At 32.4% G+C, this 19,004-nt stretch carries 19 protein-coding genes; 10 read left to right on the top strand and 9 right to left on the bottom strand.

Annotated elements, in window-relative coordinates; translation table 11 throughout:
- Positions 1–5: 5 nt before the first annotated feature.
- Together ssp1_RS02955 and ssp1_RS02960 are read right to left on the bottom strand one after the other, a co-directional pair.
- On the bottom strand, positions 6–1,058 hold the full coding sequence (locus tag ssp1_RS02955) for a MupG family TIM beta-alpha barrel fold protein (protein ID WP_075778198.1): 1,053 nt from the start codon (positions 1,056–1,058) through the stop codon (positions 6–8).
- Between the two features lie 172 nt (positions 1,059–1,230).
- Positions 1,231–1,575: a hypothetical protein gene (locus ssp1_RS02960; protein WP_075778199.1), complete on the bottom strand. Its 345-nt coding sequence runs from the start codon at positions 1,573–1,575 to the stop codon at positions 1,231–1,233.
- 45 nt (positions 1,576–1,620) lie between these two features.
- Here ssp1_RS02960 and ssp1_RS02965 point away from each other — a divergent pair, with 45 nt between their 5' ends.
- On the top strand, positions 1,621–2,358 hold the full coding sequence (locus tag ssp1_RS02965) for a CPBP family intramembrane glutamic endopeptidase (RefSeq protein ID WP_002450257.1): 738 nt from the start codon (positions 1,621–1,623) through the stop codon (positions 2,356–2,358).
- Positions 2,359–2,378: 20 nt separating this feature from the next.
- Here ssp1_RS02965 and ssp1_RS02970 read toward each other — a convergent pair whose 3' ends face one another.
- Positions 2,379–3,077 carry a helix-turn-helix transcriptional regulator gene (locus tag ssp1_RS02970; RefSeq protein ID WP_075778201.1) on the bottom strand — a complete coding sequence of 233 codons (699 nt, stop codon included), beginning with the start codon at positions 3,075–3,077 and terminating at the stop codon, positions 2,379–2,381.
- Positions 3,078–3,500: 423 nt separating this feature from the next.
- Between ssp1_RS02970 and ssp1_RS02975 the strand changes: the two genes are divergently transcribed.
- The 7 genes from ssp1_RS02975 to ssp1_RS03005 all read left to right on the top strand — a co-directional run bounded on the left by ssp1_RS02975 (position 3,501) and on the right by ssp1_RS03005 (position 11,603).
- On the top strand, positions 3,501–4,292 hold the full coding sequence (locus ssp1_RS02975) for an inositol monophosphatase family protein (protein ID WP_075778202.1): 792 nt from the start codon (positions 3,501–3,503) through the stop codon (positions 4,290–4,292).
- A 158-nt stretch (positions 4,293–4,450) separates the two neighbouring features.
- Entirely contained in the window at positions 4,451–5,410 is a 960-nt protein-coding gene (locus ssp1_RS02980) for an LCP family glycopolymer transferase (protein ID WP_002450260.1), read from the top strand.
- Positions 5,411–5,685: 275 nt separating this feature from the next.
- Entirely contained in the window at positions 5,686–8,640 is a 2,955-nt protein-coding gene (fdhF, locus tag ssp1_RS02985) for a formate dehydrogenase subunit alpha (protein ID WP_107536276.1), read from the top strand.
- Positions 8,640–9,110, top strand: coding sequence for a helical membrane plugin domain-containing protein (locus ssp1_RS02990; RefSeq protein WP_002450262.1), 471 nt, complete (start codon positions 8,640–8,642; stop codon positions 9,108–9,110). The genes fdhF and ssp1_RS02990 overlap by 1 nt, the downstream gene beginning before the upstream one ends.
- A 173-nt stretch (positions 9,111–9,283) precedes the next feature.
- Entirely contained in the window at positions 9,284–9,532 is a 249-nt protein-coding gene (locus ssp1_RS02995) for a hypothetical protein (protein ID WP_002450263.1), read from the top strand.
- A gap of 27 nt (positions 9,533–9,559) precedes the next feature.
- Entirely contained in the window at positions 9,560–10,336 is a 777-nt protein-coding gene (locus ssp1_RS03000; RefSeq protein WP_002450264.1) for an N-acetylglucosaminidase, read from the top strand.
- A gap of 142 nt (positions 10,337–10,478) precedes the next feature.
- On the top strand, positions 10,479–11,603 hold the full coding sequence (locus ssp1_RS03005) for an FAD-dependent monooxygenase (protein ID WP_075778203.1): 1,125 nt from the start codon (positions 10,479–10,481) through the stop codon (positions 11,601–11,603).
- A gap of 55 nt (positions 11,604–11,658) precedes the next feature.
- On the opposite strand, the gene ssp1_RS03010 is transcribed toward ssp1_RS03005, so the two are convergent.
- The 5 genes from ssp1_RS03010 to ssp1_RS03030 all read right to left on the bottom strand — a co-directional run bounded on the left by ssp1_RS03010 (position 11,659) and on the right by ssp1_RS03030 (position 14,853).
- Complete coding sequence (locus ssp1_RS03010) at positions 11,659–12,618, bottom strand: 2-hydroxyacid dehydrogenase family protein (protein WP_002450266.1); 960 nt, start codon at positions 12,616–12,618, stop codon at positions 11,659–11,661.
- A gap of 79 nt (positions 12,619–12,697) precedes the next feature.
- Positions 12,698–13,012 (bottom strand): DMT family transporter, encoded by a 315-nt coding sequence (locus tag ssp1_RS03015; RefSeq protein WP_002450267.1) that lies wholly within the window; start codon positions 13,010–13,012, stop codon positions 12,698–12,700.
- Positions 13,012–13,344, bottom strand: a complete 333-nt coding sequence (locus ssp1_RS03020) for a DMT family transporter (protein ID WP_075778204.1) — start codon at positions 13,342–13,344, stop codon at positions 13,012–13,014. Before ssp1_RS03020 ends, ssp1_RS03015 begins: the two co-directional genes overlap by 1 nt.
- A 248-nt stretch (positions 13,345–13,592) precedes the next feature.
- Positions 13,593–14,087, bottom strand: a complete 495-nt coding sequence (locus ssp1_RS03025) for a CHAP domain-containing protein (RefSeq protein ID WP_002450269.1) — start codon at positions 14,085–14,087, stop codon at positions 13,593–13,595.
- A 322-nt stretch (positions 14,088–14,409) separates the two neighbouring features.
- Positions 14,410–14,853, bottom strand: a complete 444-nt coding sequence (locus ssp1_RS03030) for a DUF4870 domain-containing protein (RefSeq protein WP_002450270.1) — start codon at positions 14,851–14,853, stop codon at positions 14,410–14,412.
- A 390-nt stretch (positions 14,854–15,243) separates the two neighbouring features.
- Between ssp1_RS03030 and ssp1_RS03035 the strand changes: the two genes are divergently transcribed.
- Both ssp1_RS03035 and nhaC read left to right on the top strand, forming a co-directional pair.
- Positions 15,244–16,314, top strand: a complete 1,071-nt coding sequence (locus ssp1_RS03035) for an NAD/NADP-dependent octopine/nopaline dehydrogenase family protein (protein WP_002450271.1) — start codon at positions 15,244–15,246, stop codon at positions 16,312–16,314.
- A gap of 65 nt (positions 16,315–16,379) precedes the next feature.
- Positions 16,380–17,774, top strand: coding sequence for a Na+/H+ antiporter NhaC (gene nhaC, locus ssp1_RS03040; RefSeq protein ID WP_075778205.1), 1,395 nt, complete (start codon positions 16,380–16,382; stop codon positions 17,772–17,774).
- 428 nt (positions 17,775–18,202) lie between these two features.
- On the opposite strand, the gene ssp1_RS03045 is transcribed toward nhaC, so the two are convergent.
- A complete protein-coding gene (locus tag ssp1_RS03045) occupies positions 18,203–18,952 on the bottom strand; it encodes a CHAP domain-containing protein (RefSeq protein WP_002450273.1) in 750 nt (249 codons plus the stop codon).
- Between the last annotated feature and the right edge of the window lie 52 nt (positions 18,953–19,004).

Genomic DNA, 19,004 nt, shown 5'->3' on the forward strand with positions numbered 1-19,004 from the left:
TGTCATTACTCCTTTAAACATTTAAATTCAAAAGTATCACCTGGTTTTATCAATTGGATAAATGGTTGATCCTGGTTATAAATTCGTGCAATACGATTGATATTTGGATGTCCTTGAAGTGGTGATTTAATTACTTGTAGTTCACCTTCATAACGACCATTCAGATGATTATCTATGGTAACATCTCCAACTAATCTTTGTTTGACACCAATAGCGTCAATAGATTGATTAATGAAATGTCTAGATTCATGTGATCGTATGACATGTTCAGGCGAATCAACTCTTGAATGATGCTTAGTAAATAATATATTAGATAAGTCATCATTGATGTTTTTTGTAACCTTAACACGCAGTTCAAAGTGTCGTTGGACACACATTTGATAAAGTTGACGCGCTAAATTTAAATCAAACCCAGTATCTCCAATAATAATATTTGAGATACCAATGGATTCTAATTCATGAACTGAGATAGATGGATGCTGATTACGATGTACCTCGATGGTCGGTAGACCTTTAAATATAGGCCCTCGTAATTCAGTTCCTGGAATGAAGGCATACACGTCTGCCGTGGAATCAAAAGAATGGATGAGTTCATTTTGTTGTTTGACAAATGTCGCACTTAATCCTGTATCTGGTCTTGGATAATAGTTATGACAGAATACGAGTGATTGTATATTTGAATGACGATATAGCGTGGATAATTCAAATTGCGTTATCGTACTTGCGTTAATACAACAGCGATAACCGTGTTGCTGTATATCATGAATAAGATTGGTATTAAGGTCGTGATCAATTCTGATAACAAAATCCCCATGAGCGTATTGATCTAATAAACTGTAAAAGTGGTGATTAAGTAAAGAAGGATTCACATCAATAATAAAGGTGATTGAATATTGAGATAATAACTGACACAGTTCCCTAAAATGTATCAGTGTAATCTGATCATCCTCTTCGGGTATTTGCAGAGAAGTAAAAATAGTATCGTATCCCTGAGATACCATTGATTGAATATAAGATGTATTCAATTTACTACCTAACGAGACCGAGAAACCGAGCATGATCTTCCTCCTCATTTATAAGCTTAATCATATCCGATTATAACGCTAATATTAGTCATTTACAATTTACATTTTAGAATTAGGTTTATTTTTTTACAAAAATATTAATAAATAAAATAAATAGTACTTTGTGAGAATAAAATGCGTAAAATACAGTAGGAAATAAGTAGAATTAAAAAGTGAGATTTTTGAATTGTACAAGGGTACGATATATCATATTTTGATATTCAATGATATGTTGAAATATGTCGCCATAATTAATAGTATGAAGCGGATGTTCAATGAGGTAAGAAATCAAATTTTGATAATGAACGAAATGACTTAAAGAAGTATAGTTAAGAAATGTTGAATTCGTCTTAATCCAATTATTTTCTTTAATGATGAATGTGTTAAATTCAATTAATGATGTTTCGAATTTGCTATAATGTGACATTAAGTAATATTTCAACATTTCAGTATGTGTGATAAGTTGTGTTAATTTTAATTCAATATGGTTTAATGTTTCTTGAGAATTCATAAAGCCTCCGTAGTAGTTAAATGTAAAAAGAAAGGAAATATAGATATGAAACTTTCAAACAAAGGGTACCGTTTTAAAGATATTGCTTGGAGAGATTTATTTTTAATACCAATTATCTTTGTAACACTGTTGATATGTTCAAAGATAGGTGTAAACATATTAAATACGCATTATATACATACAGATAGATTAATGAGTGAGATGGTTGCTACTGTTGCTCAAACCATGAGTTATGTTATTGCCATTTTATGTTTTTACCTTATGCATGTAAGTTCTTTTCCAGAACGTATGAAAAATGGGATAAATTATATCAAAAAGCATTGGAAGTTTTTAATTGTGATGTTCATTATCTCAATATGTGCGTCAAAAGCCTATGAATGGATAATGGAATTATTACCTCAATCATGGCAATTTAATGAAACACAGAATGAATTAGCATTAAATCAATTATTTAAGACGCCGCTATTTTTACCAATCACTTTTATATTGATAGTGATAGTTGGACCTATCGTCGAAGAAATCGTATTTAGACACATCTTAATAGGAGAGTTGGGCAAAAAGTTTAATTTTATTTTTATGGGGATGGTTTCTGCTATTACATTTTCACTAATCCATGTAAGTGGTGCTAAATCACCATTAGAATTTGGTGCATACTTTATACTGGCAGTTATATTAGTGTTTGTTTATTTAAAGTCAAACAGAAATTTAGCTTCTTCTATTACAATTCATATACTCAATAATCTTTTATCATTTATGATCACGATATATACAATTTCTATGTAAAACACAATAAACCCAACTGATTACACGTGTAGGTCAGTTGGGTTTAAAAATTGTTGGTAATTATCAATCGTAATATCCTGAGTTTTAATGGTTTTTTCAAATGAGTAGGAGATATCTTGTATATCTTTAATAGGTAGTTCTCGTGTAGAACCTAATCCAATTTCAAATACCACAGCATGCCATTGACCATCTTTACACAATAAACCAATAAAGATGACATTCTCTGCAATAGTTTGATCTTCTTCAAAAAAATCTACAAGCATGACATTACGTTCAGTACAATAAATTAAAATATCGGAAAAGATATTAGGAAGTGTTATTTGTGCGGTATCTTCGAATTTAATATAGTAATCCATTTTTTTTAATAATTTTCGTACACGAGTTTGAGGTAAGGTTAAACATTGTTTAAGTATCTCTTGAATTTCTTTATTATAAGGTAGCGTAGAATAAGATTGACTTTCATTTAAGGTAAGAAATAGTGCAGACAATTGACTGTCAGTCAAAGTAAGCGAAATTTTAGATTGTGCATCTTGAATTTTATAACCACCCTGGCTGCCATGTGAAGCATGTATTTGAACGCCTTGATTTTCTAAATCATCAATATCTCTAAGAATGGTGCGCTTAGATACATTAAAACGTTTGGCTAATTCAGTTGCAGTTATTTTATTACTTTGTTGTATTTCTGTTATTAAGCGATTTTGTCGTTCTAACTTATTCAATGAAAGTCACCTCCAAATTAACATTACATATTACAATAATTATATCATATAAGCGACAATGATGACATTTCTAGCGCATTTTTGGATTAAAAAGTGAAAAAATGGGTCAAAAAAATATCAGAAAACGCTTACAAAAGAAAACGCTTTATGTTAATATATTATTTGTAACAGGGGGAGCGATTAACAAAGGGGTAGAGCTATATAACAGATAGCTGGTAATCGTTCGAGTTACACTAAAACATCTTCAATATTTATTACTTACTTTCCTTTCTATTTGTCGGCTAGCATAAGACTAGCCGATTTTTTTTATGGTAAAAAAACATGCAATTAGATACTGGCATGTTACTATAGCTATTAATACAATAAATTTAAATAATCATGATAAATCATTAATATTTTTAGATATATAGGAAGGTGTTACTAATGCATTGCAATGACTTACGCAAGATAGATGAAATGATAACAAAATGGTTGAAAAACATTGATCAAATCATTCCAAATTTAATAGCAGAAATGGAAACAGATACTAAGTTAAATCGCTTTGATTTGGTGACAAATGTGGATAAACAAATTCAAAATGAATTCCAGGTATTTCTACAAACACATCTTGAAGGTCATCAGTTATTTGCAGAAGAAAAAAATAATGATGAGATAGATCCTAGACAAGGACATGTTTGGATTATGGACCCTATAGATGGTACGGCCAATTTGGTAAAACAACAAGAGGATTATTGTATTATTTTAGGTTATTTTGTAGATGGAGAACCTAAACTGTCATATATATATGATTACCCTCATCAGCATTTATATAAGGCTATTGAGAATGAAGGGGCATTTGATAATGATCAAGCGATGAAACAACCGATTCATATGGATATCAAGGAAGCAATATTGTCATTTAATACACAAGTCATGAATGATGAAACGATTCATCAATTATATGATGCATCATTTAGCCATAGAATTATTGGTTCTTGTGGATTAGATTCAATCAGGGTGATTAAAGGGCAATTTGGTGCACATATCAATACCAATCCTAAACCTTGGGATATTGCAGCACAATTTTTATTTGCGAAAGAACTTGGTTTGAAAATGACATCGATAAATGGTGGGTCAATAGATTTATCGACAGCCGCGCCATTTATTATCAGTAATGAAGGATGTTATTCAGACGTACTAGAAATTTTAAATAGTAACTCGGGTTATGAAAGATGATATCAATGGGCGTCATTAAAAATCATTATTCCATTTTCTATTAAGATTAATATATTACAATAAATTTCACATAATAAGACTTTAGAAGTATAGTAAAAATATTTTTCTATTATATAATAATAAAGGTATATAGCATGTAAAGTAAATTTGGAAAAGGAATGATGGGTGTGCGGAGAGCAGAAAAAAATAGAATGAGTCTACCAGCTAAAATTTTAGTATGGTGTGTTGGTATCTTATTTATATTAGCACTATTAGCAATGATATATGTCATTGCCAAGATATTTATTACTGGAGATAGGATACATAATCCGTTAAATAGAGATTATTCACATTTAAGAAATGGTAAAGTTAATTTGAAAAATGGTGATCCATTCACGATAGCATTATTTGGTGTGGATTCAGATGCTGAACGTAAAGCACAAGGTGGCGGTTCTCGTAGTGATACGATCATGATTTTATCTATCAATCCAAAAGAGAAGAAGACAGAGATTGTAAGTGTACCTAGAGATACTCAAGCTAAAATGGTTGGTAAGGGTACCACAGAAAAAATAGCACATGCTTATGCGTATGGTGGCCCTAACATGGCAGTTAATTCATTAGAAAAATTAATGAATGTTCCAATTGACCATTATGCAACGATTGATATGGATGGATTGCATGACATGATAGATACAATGGGTGGCATTGATGTTGTAAGTAACGATACGTTTACAACAAATGGAGTACATTTTGAAAAAGGCAAGAAAACGCATGTTAATGGTGAAGAGGCAATGAGCTTTATTAGAAGTCGTAAAGAAGAAGGCGCTGGTGGAGATTTCGGTCGTCAAGAACGCCAACAACTCATTCTAGAAGCTATGGCCAATAAAATGACTAGTGCGTCATCTATTACACATTTTGCCCCGTTAATGAACGAAATACAAAAGAACGTTAAGACTGATTTATCATTAGGGGAACTAAATACGATTAGAAGTAAATATAAAGATGCTAATGATACAGTGAGTAGACATCAATTAGATGGTCAAGGCGGCATACAAGATGACGGATTATATTACTTTGTACCTAGCGATAGCTCACTTCAAGAGAACACGAATTTACTTAAAGACAATTTGAATTTATAACGATTTCAAAATAAATAATAACTAGTTTAAATTAAGGGCAATAGCGATAGTTTAAAATCGTCGCTATTGTCTTTTTTTAATTCGATTATTTGTATTGGTTTAAATACTCACATTTAACAATCAATTAAATTTTAAAAATACTTAACATTGCATGGTTAAAGTTATACAATTAAACTGATTCTATCTATACATATATGTGTGGGGCATTTTAAATAGATGGAAGTTAGACATTATAACGTTAGCATATACGGAACTATATATAATGGGGTGAAAATATGAAAGAACATTTAATCGTCACTCTAGATGGTACAGATTATTTGGTTGAACCGGGTACCAACTTACTTGAATTTATACGTTCGAGAGATACGTTCGTACCAGCCATTTGCTATAACGAGTCAATGGGTCCAATTCAAACTTGTGATACCTGTACTGTAGAAATTGACGGCAAAATAGAAAGAGCTTGTGGCACAACGATTGATAGACCAATGACAGTCAATACAACGACGGATCATGTACAAGCATCTCAAAAAGAAGCATTAGATCGTATTTTAGAAAAACATATGTTGTATTGTACAGTATGTGATTATAACAATGGAGATTGTGAAATTCATAATACGATGGACGAGTGGGGGCTTCAACATCAAACTTATGAATATAAAGAAAAACCATATGAAAAAGATTATGGTCCATTCTATCGCTATGATCCAAACCAATGTATTTTATGCGGACGTTGTGTTGAAGCATGCCAAGATATTGAAGTAAACGAAACAATCAGTATTGATTGGGATCGAGAACATCCTAGAGTTATTTGGGATAATGATGTACCTATTAACGAATCATCATGTGTATCATGTGGCCAATGTGCAACAGTTTGTCCATGTAATGCCATGATGGAAGTCAATATGGAAGGTAACGCTGGCTATATGACTGATACTGAACCAGGTTCATTAGCTGCAATGATTGATTTAACTAAAAAGGCTGAGCCAGGTTACGGTCCATTATTTGCCATTTCTGATTCTGAAGCGGAAATGCGTAAAGAGAGAATCAACAAAACCAAAACAGTTTGTACATACTGCGGTGTAGGTTGCTCATTTGAAGTATGGACTAAAGATAGAGAAGTATTAAAAGTACAACCTTCACATGATTCTCCGGCTAATAAAATTGCATCATGTGTGAAAGGAAAATTCTCTTGGGGACATATTAATTCTGATCAACGTTTAACGAAACCACTTGTGCGTAAAGATGGGCAATTCCATGAAGTTGAATGGGAAGAAGCGTTAGATGTTATTACAAATAATTTCAAACAAATTAAAGACAAATATGACGCTGATCATTTGGCATTCATTTCCTCTTCAAAAGCAACAAATGAAGAGTCATATTTAATGCAAAAACTTGCACGACAAGTCATTGGAACGAATAATGTTGACAACTGCTCAAGATATTGCCAAGCACCAGCGACTAAAGGATTATTCAGAACTGTCAGGCACGGTGGTGATTCAGGTAGTATTGAAGACCTTGAAAAAGCAGCAATGACTGTATTAATCGGAACAAATACTGCTGAGGCACATCCTGTTATCGCATCACGAATGAAACGAGCTCAAAAATTATTTGGTCAAAAATCACATGTATTTGATATTAGAAAACATGAAATGGCTGAACGTGCAGATGAATTTTATCAACCGAAACCAGGTACAGACTTAGTATGGTTAGGTGCTGTAACGAAATATATTATTGATCATGATCTGCATGACAAAGCATTCCTAGACGAATGGGTAGATGATTTTGAGAAGTATTATGAATCATTAGCACCATTTACGATGGCATTCGCAGAAGAAGCTACAGGCATCCCTCAATCACGTTTGATTAATTTTGCTAAAGAAGTAGCTAAAGCAGAATCTGTATCTATTTGTTGGGCAATGGGCATCACACAACAAGATATCGGAAGTGATTCAAGTACTGCCATTTCCAACTTATTACTAGTAACAGGTAACTATAGAAAACCAGGTACAGGTGCTTATCCGTTACGTGGTCATAACAATGTTCAAGGTTGTAGCGATATGGGTAGCATGCCTGACCAATTTACAGGTTATCAAAAAGTAGTTGATGATGATGTTCGTGCGAAATTCGAAAGAGAATACGGCGTCGAATTAAATAAGAAACCAGGTCGAGATAATCATCAAATGATTGAAGGTATTCATAATGGTGAAATTAATTCACTATATTTATATGGTGAAGATACAGGAATAGTTGATTCAAATATCAATTTCGTTCAAGCTGCCTTTGAAAAATTAGACTTTATGGTTGTTCAAGACGAATTCTTAACTTATACAGCAACTTATGCAGATGTTGTATTACCAGCAAGTCCATCACTAGAAAAAGATGGCACATTCACAAATACTGAACGTCGAATCCAAAGATTATATCAAGCACTCGATCCTAAAGGTGACTCTAAACCAGACTGGAAAATTTTCCAACTTATTGCAAATCGTTTAGGCTTTAACTGGAACTACAAACACCCTAGCGAAATTATGGATGAAATTGCACGTGTGACACCATTATATGAAGGTGTAAGTTACGACTTATTAGAAGGCTTTAATAGTTTACAATGGCCAGTGCATAAAGATGGTACAGATGAGCCATTACTTTATTTAAATGGATTTAACTTTGATAACGGTAAAGCAAAACTTTATCCGTTAACATTCGATAACTTCTTCAAAGAAGATGAAGTGTATGACTTACATGTTAATAACGGTAGATTATTAGAACATTTCCATGAAGGAAACATGACATATCAAACTGAAATGATTAAATATAAAGTGCCTAATGCCTTTGTAGAAATTTCACCAGAACTTGCTGAAGATAGAGGCATTCACGAAGGTGCACAAGTTAAATTAATTTCTGAAACTGGCGAAGCTACATTAACGGTACATGTTACTGACCGTGTTAGTGGTAAACAAATTTACATTCCATTAAACAATGATGCTTTAGAAAATGGTAATATGGGTGCAATCAACTTACTTACAAATAGTGATGTAGATCCATACACAGATACACCATCGTATAAACGCACAAGTGCAAGAATGGAAGTGATTACTAAACGTGGTAAATCACCACTAAACCCAACCAACTTCCGTGTAGATAAACAACGTAATCCACAATATAGTGTCAGAGTTGATAAAAAATGGGCGCGTCCAGACTATATTTTCCCAGGAAATCAGGTGAATGACTGATGGCAGAAAGAATAACTCAAATTAAACGCATGGAAAAGTCAGATGAACAAGTCAAAGCAGATAATCTCAATGAAGTATTAGATGCAATATCTGAGAATAAAGATAGTATCATGAAAGCAATTCGATTAGTTAAAGTTTTAGACGAAGCGAAATTATTAGATGCACTATCAGGTGGTATTAAAGGTAGACAAGTCATTATTAATAAATTTGCAGTCGAATTAAATAAAGATATTTATACTGGATTATTATCTAATATGGCATCTTTAGTATTTTTACTTGGCGACTTAAATGTTAAAGACTTAAGCGAGATGCTTAATAGACTTAATAAAGGTATGCATGTAGCTAATCAAGCAAGTAGCCATTCCAAAACGAATGTTCGGAGCTTGCTAGGAGTTCTTAAAGATGATGATATGAATAGAAGTATCACATATATGCTTAATTTATTAAAAGGTATGTCTCGAGAAGACTAGAAATAAGAAGAGGTCAGAACAAACAACTTTTGATGAACAGTCTTTGTCAAAAGCGTGTCGGATAAGTCATTTTCCGTCACAAGTTCTGACCTTATTTCTTTATGTCGACATAAACAATTTAAATCATGTATCATGGTAGGATAAGTATTATTATAAGTGAATAGAGGTGTCATATGATTAATCCCAATATATTAAAGGCTATGGCTATCGTATCTAATGTTTTATTAGTAATTGGAATCATCTTTTTAATCATGTTGAAGTTGATATTAGCTATTACATTTTTTGCAGTATCGTTGGCTATTAGTTTAGTAATATTTAATGTGCTATTTCGTGATAGAACAGGTATGAAGATCGCAATTAATGTGTCATTCTTTATTGTTGTCATAGCAATTGTAATCGCATATGTCATTTTATCTAAATAGATATAAATAAATAGGAGCTTTTATTGAATGAAGAAATTGAGTAAAGCCCGATTAAGTACTATTATCATCATCTTACTTTTGATCATTTTCGGTATACTGTATATCATTTTTGATACTAATTTATTTAATAATGATAAACGTGTGTCATTTAATGAAGCAGTCTCACGCCAACAAAATAAAGGTGTACTAAATATGAAAGAAGATCATGGTGAGTTTAAAAAAGCAAATGAAGCGGATATCAAAAAGGCTATGGCGATTCATCATAGCGATAATAAACTCAAATATATGGATATTTCTGAAAAAGTACCGATGTCAAAGGAAGAAGTTAATAAAATGCTTAAAGGGAAAGGCGTTTTAGAGAATCAAGGGCAAAGTTTTATAGATGCTCAAGAAAAATATGAAGTTAATATTATTTACCTAATCAGCCATGCAATTGTGGAAACTGGAAATGGTGACTCTGAATTGGCGCATGGTATCAAAGATGGTAAACACAATTACTATAATTTTTATGGTATCGGAGCATTTGATGAGAATGCGGTGCATACTGGTAAAAGTTATGCTAAAAAGGAATCATGGACATCGCCACGGAAAGCGATTTTAGGTGGGGCAAAATTTGTAAGAAATCAATACTTTGAAAATCAACAAATCTCACTTTATCAAATGAGATGGAATCCGAAAACACCAGGACAGAATCAATATGCTAGTGACATCCACTGGGCTGATAATATAGCAAAAATAATGAAGAAATATTATGAGCAATTTGGAATCAAAAAGGACAAAATTCGCAAAGATTATTACATTTAAACTTAGAGAGAGAAGAGTATCTGCTTGTAAGAGTGCAGCATACTCTTTTTATTGTGGCAAACATATCTTTAGGTTACTCAATTTTGTAAATGTATGAGATGTGATAAAATATATAAGAATCACAATGTTGAGGTGGAATCATATGAAAATCGCAATTGTCGGTGCAGGAATCGGTGGATTAACAGCGGCTGCACTACTAGAAGAACAAGGTCATCAAGTTAAGATATTCGAAAAAAATGATGCAATAAGAGAATTAGGTGCAGGTATAGGTATAGGTGACAATGTCATTCAAAAATTACACAACCACGATTTAGCGAAAGGTATTAAAAATGCGGGTCAGAATTTAACATCAATGCAAACACTTGATGAGTATAACAAACCATTGATGACTGCTCATTTAAAGCGAGATGCACTTAATGTTACATTATCTCGTCAAACACTAATTAGTATTATTCAATCTTATGTACAACAAGATAGTATTTATTTAAAACATGATGTAACAAAAATAGATAATAGTAATTCCAAAGTTATACTTCATTTTAAGGAACAAGAAAGTGAAGCCTTTGATTTATGTATTGGTGCAGATGGCATACATTCAACGGTTAGAGAAGCTATTGATAGTCAAAGTAAGATTCAATATCAAGGTTATACATGCTTCCGTGGGTTAGTCGATGATATTCATTTAGATGAAACGGATGTCGCTAAGGAATTTTGGGGTAAACAAGGACGCGTTGGTATTGTTCCGTTAATTGATAACCAAGCATATTGGTTTATAACAATCAATGCTAAGGAAAGAGATGCTCAATACCAATCATTTGGTAAGCCGCATTTACAAGCACGATTTAATCATTATCCTAATGTTGTAAGACAAATTTTAGATAAACAAAGTGAAACTGGTATTATATTAAACGATATTTATGATATGAAACCACTAAAGTCTTTTGTCAAAGAGCGTACTATTTTACTAGGTGATGCAGCACATGCAACAACACCTAATATGGGTCAAGGCGCAGGGCAAGCCATGGAAGATGCCATTGTCTTAGCGAATTGTTTAAAATCATATGACTTTAATGAGGCATTAGAAAGATATGATAAATTAAGAGTAAACCATACAGCAAAAGTGATTAAAAAATCACGTAAAATTGGTAAAATTGCGCAATATCATAACGGTTTAATGATTAAATGCAGAAATGCAATGATGAAAATATTACCGAATAAAATTGCTTCAAACCAAACTAAGTTCCTTTATAAATCAAAGGAAAAATAATATGTAAGTAAAAAGGCAATCCAAATCACATCATTGATTTGGATTGCCTTTTTTATTATTGAGGATTAACTATGAATTGCGGCGTTTTACCGTTTAATTTTTTAATCGTATCATTTGCCACAATTTTAGCCATCATATCTCTTGCTTCAAATGTTGCGTTACCAATATGTGGTGTTAGTACAACATTTTTAAATGATTTTAATTCATCTGTAATTTTAGGTTCAAATTCATATACATCTAATGCTGCACCTTCAATTTCTTGCTCTTTTAAGGCTTTGACAAGTGCTTGTTCATTGATAATTGGACCACGACCGGCATTGACAATATATGCCGTAGATTTCATTTTTTTGAATTGTTCAGTATCAATTAAGTGGTGTAAATCAGGATTATAGGCAGCATTAATAGTGATGAAGTCTGCATTTTCAAGTAATGTATCTAAATCCACATATTTAGCGCCGATATCTCTCTCTTTTTCCTCTTTACGATGAGGACCAGTATATAAAACATCCATATCGAATGCACGTGCACGTTTTGCAACTGCGCCACCAATTTCTCCTAAACCAATAATGCCGATGGTTTTCTCAGAAACTTCTCTACCTCTAAAGAATAGAGGTGCCCAACCATCAAAGCCCTTAGTACGAGATAATTCATCACCTTCAACAATACGTCTTGCGACACTTAAGATAAGACCAATGGTTAAATCAGCTGTAGCATTAGTTGAAGCTTTCGGTGTGTTTGTCACGTCAATACCTTTTTCACGTGCATAGTCTATATCTACATTATTAAAACCTGCACCATAGTTAGCAATAATTTTTAGATTTTTACCACTATCGATAACATCTTTATCTACATTAGTTGATAATAAACTTACTAATGCAGTGGCATCTTTGACACCATTAATCAGTGCTTCTTTACTAATTAATCCTTCATCATTGTACATTTCTACTTCGAAATGTTGTTTGAGAAGGTTTAAACCAACCTCTGGAATTGCGCCTGCGATAAATACTTTTTCCATCCTAATCACTCCTTTTATCAACAGTATATATAAAGATAATATACTAAACAATGAATAAACATATTAGATGAATTGCATATTAATTGATTAAACGTAATCCTATGACTGATCCTAGTATAAGTAGAATACAAAGGACTCGCATGATATTTTTTGATTCATGATAAAAAATCATACCAATAATCGTACCTCCAGCTGTACCTATACCTGTCCAAATGGCATAAGCAGTCCCCATAGGAATATCTATCATTGATAGTTTTAATGTACTAAAACTACAAATAAAGGCAATGCCAATGAGTAAAATGAAAATTTTATGTTTAGTTCTAGACCATTCATTCATTAATATAACACCAATCACTTCTAAACAACCTGCTATTAATAGATACACCCAAGCCATTAATTGCGACCTCCTTCAACATCATCCGTTGTAGAAAGTTTCAAACCTATAATACCTAATATTAATAATGTTACTAATAATATTTTCATAAATGTAAAAGGTTGATTGAAAAATAGCATATCAACAATAACTGTACCAGCAGCTCCGATACCCACGAATATCGCATATACCGTTCCAACAGGTAAAGATTTTGTAGCATCGATGACGAGATAAAAGCTTAAAATGATAAAGCTAAGTGTAAATAACCAACTGAATATTGAATCAGCATTATTCAGTCCAGTAACCCATATGATTTCAACTAGTCCTGCTAGAATGACTTTTAACCATTTCAATGTAACGGTCCTCCTTATCAAATAACAATAAGAATATTCTCTCAAATTTAAAGATATAGGGCAAAGTTTGAAATTGATGTCGTTAAGATACATTTTCAAAATAAGCTTTATTATATATGTATTTCAATATTAGGGAAGCATATTCTAAAAAAGAATGTGAATAGGGGAATAATTTATAGAAAGAAAAAAGCCTGTAAATGCTTAATTAAAAGCATCTACAGACTTTAAATGTCTATTTCATATATGAATTAGATATGAATATAATTATATGAGCTTGCTTCACCTGCAGAAATAGTACGTGTACTTACTGAGAAAGGTCCACCGCTATAGTTCATTTCAGACACTGTAACTGAACCGTCAGAACCAACGCTTTCAACATAAGCAACGTGACCATAGCCACCTGCTGATGATTGTAAAATTGAACCAGCTTTTGGTGTGTGGTTTACAGTGTAACCAGCTTGTTGTGCAGCTGATGCCCAGTTTCTAGCGTCTCCCCAAGTTGAACCAACTTTTCCACCAACTTTGTCATAAACGTACCAAGTACATTGACCAGCTGTATATAAGTTACCAGAAGCAGATCTTTCTGATGTAGTATTGCTAGTAGATGTTTGAGTTGTATTATAATTATATGATTGATTATTAGATTGATTAAATTCTGCAGCATCTGCGTGATGATCAGTTGTACCGAAATATGCAGCGCCAATGCCTGCTGTTAATGTAGTAATAGTTGCGATTTTTTTCATGATAAATATCCTCCCGAATTTTGTTTGGTTTTATTATGTAAGAAGATACGGCGTAGCGAACCGGACATCATCTTCATTTACCAATTTAAGTTTTATCGTTTTTACGACAAGAGTAACTTTAACAGAAAATCATCATCTTGTGCGGAATGTTACATCATCGTAATTAAATTAAAAAAACCATGACGCTCGTTGTAATAATCGAGTATCATGGTAATAAAAGTTTGTAGCGCTTACAAAGTGCATCTACACTGATTTATAATTAATTTAATATATGACCAACAATCATAAATATTACAAAGAGTTGTAATAAATGAATTATAGATTATTTGAAAAATCTAATACTAAGTGGAATTAGGTATTCATTGCCATTATAGTATTTAACACATGCAATAATAGTAAAAATAAATGAAACAAAGGCTAAAATCATCATAATAATAAAGCCAATGAAATAAATAATAAAACCTACAGTCATAGAGGTATCAGTTCCCATACTTAATCCGATAAAAAATGGAACTAACATAACAACTAATATAATTATTGTCCAAATTGTATAGGAAATAACAAAGTTTAAGTAATTTTTACCAGCTTTATTGACGAAACGAGATTCTTTATGTTTGATTATCCAAATGATAAGCGGACCAATAAAACCACTGAATAAACTTAATAAATAGATTAACATAGCCATTAATCGAGATTCTTGGTTATCTGAATCAACTACTTCAGATGTTTGATCATGTAAAACATCATTCTGATTGTACTCTGTCATGCTATTACCTCCATTTTATATGTAAAATAAATTTATTACTTCTTTACTATATCAAACAATTATAAATTGATAAATAAGTTTTTAGATTTACTTATAACATGATATACGTTATTGTTCATTTAAAGGTTTAATTCATTTAAAATAAGGATATATAAAATTATTACAAGTTCATGAGTTGAAAGTTAATGAGACGCTAATCAAGTTGAATTCAAATATTCAAACGTCATTGTCCAATTAAAAATGATTGTTACATCCTCAATTATGATTTTACACGTAGGATTTGTAGCAAGATTGAAAAATAGGGTGGGACTAAGAAATCTTTTTAATAAAAGTCATTTCAGTCCCGCTTTTTTAATGAAAGAAAATGATTAAGAAAGAGAGAGGATTTTAATGAAAATAGCAATTATTGGTTCTGGTAATGGTGCTGTTACAGCTGCACTAGATATGGTTGATAAAGGTCATAAGGTTAAATTATATTGTCGTAACCAATCTCTAGAAAAATTCAATAAAGCAATAGAAAAAGGCGGATTTGATTTTAACAATGAAGGAGAAGAAAAATTCATACAGTTCACAGATATTAGTGATGATATTGAATATGTGATGAAGGATGCAGATATTATACAAGTTATTATTCCATCTTCATTTATTGAATATTATGCAAAAGTGATGTCTTATCATGTCACAAATGATCAACTTATATTCTTTAACATTGCTGCATCAATGGCATCTATACGCTTTATGAATGTGCTTGAAGATAGACATATTGATGTAAGGCCTCATTTTGCAGAAGCAAATACATTAACGTATGGAACACGCGTTGATTTTAATGAAGCACGTGTAGATTTATCGTTGAATGTGCGTAGAGTATACTTCTCTACATTTAATCGAGAAGAATTAAATGATAGTTATGATAAAGTATCACAAATTTATCCCAACTTAGTTAAAGAGGAAAGCTTGCTTAAAACAAATCTAGAAAATGGTAACCCAGAGGTACATCCAGGGCCAACGTTATTAAATGTTGGACGCATTGATTATGCAGATGAATTCTCACTGTATAAAGAAGGAATTACAAAACATACAGTTCGTCTACTTCACGGTATTGAATTAGAACGACTAAATCTAGGACGTAAATTGGGATTTGAATTAGAAACTGCTAAAGAATCTAGAATTCAAAGAGGTTATTTAGAACGTAAAGATGAAGATGAACCATTAAATCGTTTGTTTAATACGAGTCCAGTATTCTCACAAATTCCTGGCCCAAATCATGTAGAAAATAGATATTTAACAGAAGACATTGCATATGGCTTAGTACTATGGTCTAGCTTGGGACGTGTCATTGATGTACCAACACCTAATATTGATGCAGTGATTGTCATTGCTTCTACTATTTTAGAACGTGATTTCTTTGAAGATGGTCTAACAGTTGAGGAACTAGGATTAGATAAATTAGATTTAGAATAGTGATTTAAAAATAATGAAAGGAAAGAGGTCTTGTTTCAAAAAGAAAAATAAAGGGGTTTAAATATATGAAAAGACAGCCAACTTTTTTAGAGTCTATATCTACAATTATTGTCATGGTCATTGTAGTAACAACAGGATTTGTTATCTTTAATATACCTATTCAAGTTTTATTACTTATCTCTTCAGCTTATGCAGCGTGCATTGCTTATAGGGTAGGCTTACGTTGGGAAGATTTGGAAGAGGGGATATCAAAACGCTTGAATACAGCTATGCCCGCGATTTTTATTATTTTAGCAGTGGGTATTATTGTAGGTAGTTGGATGTTCTCTGGTACTGTACCTGCACTAATTTATTATGGTCTTAATTTTTTAAATCCAAGTTACTTTTTAGTTTCTGCTTTTATCATTAGTGCAATTACGTCAGTAGCCACTGGTACGGCTTGGGGGTCAGCATCAACTGCTGGTATTGCATTAATATCAATCGGAAACCAATTAGGTATTGAAGGTGGCATGGCTGCAGGCGCTATTATTGCTGGTGCGGTGTTTGGTGATAAAATGTCACCACTATCAGATACGACAAACTTAGCCGCATTAGTGACAAAAGTAAATATCTTTTCACATATTAGATCGATGATGTGGACGACGATACCTGCTTCCATTATTGGATTAATCGTTTGGTTTTTTGCAGGATTAAAATATCAAAGTCATACGAATCCTAAGCAAATTAAGCAATTACTTAATGAATTAACACAAGTGTACAACATTAACTTGTTTGTATGGATTCCATTAATCGTGATTATAGTGTGCTTACTATTAAAAATTTCTACAGTTCCTGCGATGTTAATATCAAGTTTAAGTGCGCTTTTAGTAGGGACATTTAACAACCATTTCAATATTGTTGATGGTTTTAAAGCAACATTTAATGGTTTTAGTCATACGATGGTCAATCAAAGTCATGTTTCAAATAGCGTCAAATCACTCATCGAACAGGGTGGCATGATGAGTATGACTGAAATTATCGTGACCATTTTCTGTGGTTATGCATTTGCTGGTATCGTTGAAAAAGCCGGTTGTCTAGATGTTTTATTAAAAACAGTATCAAAAGGTGTGCATTCGGTTGGTACACTTATCTTAGTAACTGTCGTATGTTGTCTTATGTTAGTTTTTGCAGCTGGTGTAGCATCTATCGTTATTATTATGGTAGGGGTACTAATGAAAGAAATGTTCGAAGAGAGACATTTATCCCAAACTGTATTATCTCGAACATTGGAAGACTCAAGTACAATGGTATTACCGCTAATACCATGGGGAACATCAGGTATATACTATGCTCATCAATTGAATGTCAGTGTTAACGACTTCTTTATTTGGACAGTACCTTGTTATATATGTGCAATCATTGCCGTTATTTATGGTTTTATAGGAATAGGAATTAAAAAAATTAATAAAAGTGAAGTTTAAATTAATGAAAATGTGGAAAGTATTAAATATGTTAAAACAATTACATAGATATAAATTGTAGCGATTATATCTGAAAGATGTTTTAACTGATAAATATCCTTCTAATTAGAGTAGTGATTGAGTTTTGTAGCGGAATTTAATCGTGAAATATTAGACTAAACGAATTCTTTTAAACAACATTTAATAAATTGCCAATTATTATGTAGAAAAAGCGAATCAAGAAAGATTATTTGAATTTGTTTGTAACCAATGAACCGGGTAAGGTTGTAGCGATGTTACCTGGTTTACTTGGTTATTAACGAGACAGTCTTTTAGATATTTGTCTCAATTAAATCGTTAATATAATAGTTGCAATCATATAAAGAAACCGAGTATAACATTCACAAATTTGTGAATGTTATACTCGGTTTTTGAATGTAATTAAAATATTAGTGAATATAGTTATATGAACCAGCTTGGCTAGCTGAAATAGTACGTGATGTTACAACACCAGGACCATGTCCATAGTTCATTTCTGAAACGCGAATTGAACCGTCACTATTAACACTCTCAACGTAAGCGACATGACCAAATCCACCTTGAGTTGTTTGTAAAATAGCACCTGCTGCTGGACGATTATTTACAGTGTAACCTGCAGCTGCTGCAGCGTTTGCCCAGTTATTAGCGTTACCCCAAGTTGAACCAACTTTTCCACCTACACGGTCATATACATAATATGTACATTGTCCAGCAGTGTATAAGTTACCTCCATTTGAAGTTGCTCTTGATAATGAAATACCATTTGAAGATGGTGCAGATGTTGTAGTTACATGTACGTTATGGCTTGTTGCTGAATAACTTGCACCTAAACCACCTGTACGTTGTGGTGTGTTATAAGATTGAGTGTTATACCCATAATCATAATTATTATAATTGTAGTTATTGTAATTGTTGTAAGCTTGAGTATTGTAACCATAATCGTAGCTGTTATTATGATTTACTTTGTCTGGGCTCCAGTTACCTTGCCAAGTGTAGTGGTAGTTACCTTGTTGATCGATTGTGTATGAATAGCTATATGAAGTTGGATCATTTGGGTTATATCCACCATTATTATTCTCTGCTGCTTGAGCATCATGGTTTGCAAAAGCGAAAGTAGCGATTCCTGCAGTAGCGATTGTAGCTGTAGCGATTTTTTTCATTTGATAAATATCCTCCAATTTATTTTTATAATTTTAATAGCATGTAAGCTAT

The organism is Staphylococcus sp. M0911 (genome assembly GCF_003491325.1).
Classification (GTDB): domain Bacteria; phylum Bacillota; class Bacilli; order Staphylococcales; family Staphylococcaceae; genus Staphylococcus; species Staphylococcus warneri_A.